Raw genomic sequence first — 3,109 nt, 5'->3', positions numbered from 1 at the left:
TTCTCTTTCGAGTTACTTGCCACGTTCTACTTGGTTAAGTCCTCGACCGATTAGTACTAGTCCGCTCCATGTATCGCTACACTTCCACTTCTAGCCTATCTACCTGATCATCTCTCAGGGGTCTTACTTGCCCGAAGGCAATGGGAAATCTCATCTTGAGGCGAGTTTCACACTTAGATGCTTTCAGCGTTTATCTCATCCACACATAGCTACCCAGCGATGCTCCTGGCGGAACAACTGGTACACCAGCGGTGTGTCCATCCCGGTCCTCTCGTACTAAGGACAGCTCCTCTCAAATTTCCTACGCCCGCGACGGATAGGGACCGAACTGTCTCACGACGTTCTGAACCCAGCTCGCGTACCGCTTTAATGGGCGAACAGCCCAACCCTTGGGACCGACTACAGCCCCAGGATGCGATGAGCCGACATCGAGGTGCCAAACCTCCCCGTCGATGTGAACTCTTGGGGGAGATAAGCCTGTTATCCCCAGGGTAGCTTTTATCCGTTGAGCGATGGCCCTTCCATACGGAACCACCGGATCACTAAGCCCGACTTTCGTCCCTGCTCGACCTGTCTGTCTCGCAGTCAAGCTCCCTTCTGCCTTTACACTCTGCGAATGATTTCCAACCATTCTGAGGGAACCTTTGGGCGCCTCCGTTACCTTTTAGGAGGCGACCGCCCCAGTCAAACTGCCCACCAGACACTGTCTCCCGCCACGATTAGTGGCGCGGGTTAGAGGGTTCATACAACGAGGGTAGTATCCCACTTGCGCCTCCTCCGAAACTAGCGTTCCGGATTCTACGGCTCCTACCTATCCTGTACAAGCTGTACAAACACTCAATATCAAGTTACAGTAAAGCTCCATGGGGTCTTTCCGTCCTGTCGCGGGTAACCCGCATCTTCACGGGTATTATAATTTCACCGAGTCTCTCGTTGAGACAGTGCCCAGATCGTTACGCCTTTCGTGCGGGTCGGAACTTACCCGACAAGGAATTTCGCTACCTTAGGACCGTTATAGTTACGGCCGCCGTTTACTGGGGCTTCAGTTCAAAGCTTCGCTTACGCTAACTCATCCCCTTAACCTTCCAGCACCGGGCAGGCGTCAGCCCCTATACGTCATCTTACGATTTTGCAGAAACCTGTGTTTTTGATAAACAGTCGCCTGGGCCTTTTCACTGCGGCTGATCTTGCGATCAGCACCCCTTCTCCCGAAGTTACGGGGTCATTTTGCCGAGTTCCTTAACGAGAGTTCTCTCGCTCACCTTAGGATACTCTCCTCGACTACCTGTGTCGGTTTGCGGTACGGGTAGTTAAACTCTAACTAGAAGCTTTTCTCGGCAGCGTGACGTCAGGAACTTCGTTACTTAAATTTCACTCCCCATCACCGCTTGTCCTTAAGAAATCAAGCATTTGACTCGACTTCAGACTTACGGCTTGGACACCCACTTCCAATCGGGTGCATTCCTTAGCCTCCTGCGTCCCTCCATTGTTCAAACAAGTTTAACTAGTACAGGAATCTCAACCTGTTATCCATCGCCTACGCCTCTCGGCCTCGGCTTAGGTCCCGACTAACCCTGGGAGGACGAGCCTTCCCCAGGAAACCTTAGTCATACGGTGGATAGGATTCTCACCTATCTTTCGCTACTCATACCGGCATTCTCACTTCTAAGCGCTCCAACAGTCCTCACGGTCTGCCTTCGTCGCCCTTAGAACGCTCTCCTATCACGCCACCTAATGGTGGCATCCACAGTCTCGGTAATATGTTTAAGCCCCGGTACATTTTCGGCGCAGGATCACTCGACTAGTGAGCTATTACGCACTCTTTAAATGGTGGCTGCTTCTGAGCCAACATCCTAGTTGTCTATGCAACTCCACATCCTTTTCCACTTAACATATATTTAGGGACCTTAACTGGTGGTCTGGGCTGTTCCCCTTTCGACGATGGATCTTATCACTCACCGTCTGACTCCCGGACATAAATCGATGGCATTCGGAGTTTATCTGAATTCGGTAACCCATGACGGGCCCCTAGTCCAAACAGTGGCTCTACCTCCACGATCCTAATTCCGAGGCTAGCCCTAAAGCTATTTCGGAGAGAACCAGCTATCTCCAAGTTCGTTTGGAATTTCACCGCTACCCACACCTCATCTCAGCACTTTTCAACGTACACGAGTTCGGTCCTCCAGTGCGTTTTACCGCACCTTCAACCTGGACATGGGTAGGTCACTTGGTTTCGGGTCTACATCCGCATACTAATTCGCCCTCTTCAGACTCGCTTTCGCTTCGGCTCCGTCTCTTCAACTTAACCTGGCATACGAACGTAACTCGCCGGTTCATTCTACAAAAGGCACGCCATCACCCATTAACGGGCTCTGACTTCTTGTAGGCACATGGTTTCAAGAACTATTTCACTCCCCTTCCGGGGTGCTTTTCACCTTTCCCTCACGGTACTGGTTCACTATCGGTCACTAGGTAGTATTTAGCCTTGGGAGATGGTCCTCCCGGATTCCGACGGAATTTCACGTGCTCCGCCGTACTCAGGATCCTGAACTGAGGGAGTTCGATTTAACTTACGGGGCTGTCACCCTCTCTGGCTGGCCTTCCCAGGCCCTTCAGCTATCAAGCTCTTTGGTAACTCAAATGTTCAGTCCTACAACCCCAAGAAGCAAGCTTCTTGGTTTGGGCTGTTCCCGTTTCGCTCGCCGCTACTCAGGGAATCGAATTTTCTTTCTGTTCCTGTGGGTACTGAGATGTTTCAGTTCCCCACGTTTACCTTCACACATCCTATGAATTCAGATGCGGATAATAGTCGATTAAAACTATTGGGTTGCCCCATTCGGAAATCCCCGGATCAAAGCTTACTTACAGCTCCCCGAGGCATATCGGTGTTAGTCCCGTCCTTCATCGGCTCCTAGTACCAAGGCATCCACCATGCGCCCTTCCTAACTTAACCTAACTTTACCTACGGTAAAGCGATTAATTGAGTATTGCGATTATTTTGAACTAATCTTGTTTAACTCTTTAAAATTACGCGGTTTTCTCTCGGTTTAATTATGATTAATTAAAATTAGAAAATTATAGATATTATTCAGTTTTCAAAGAACAAAAG

General features: G+C 50.0%; 1 rRNA gene. It reads right to left on the bottom strand.

Features of this window, described 5'->3' with window-relative positions:
* Positions 1–30 precede the first annotated feature (30 nt).
* Positions 31–2,953 (bottom strand): 23S ribosomal RNA (locus tag HMPREF0623_RS00010).
* Positions 2,954–3,109 lie beyond the last annotated feature (156 nt).

This window comes from Pediococcus acidilactici DSM 20284, assembly GCF_000146325.1.
Classification (GTDB): Bacteria; Bacillota; Bacilli; order Lactobacillales; family Lactobacillaceae; genus Pediococcus; species Pediococcus acidilactici.
The sequence above is the reverse complement of the archived record's forward strand: the minus strand, read 5'-3'. Positions and strand labels throughout refer to the sequence as shown.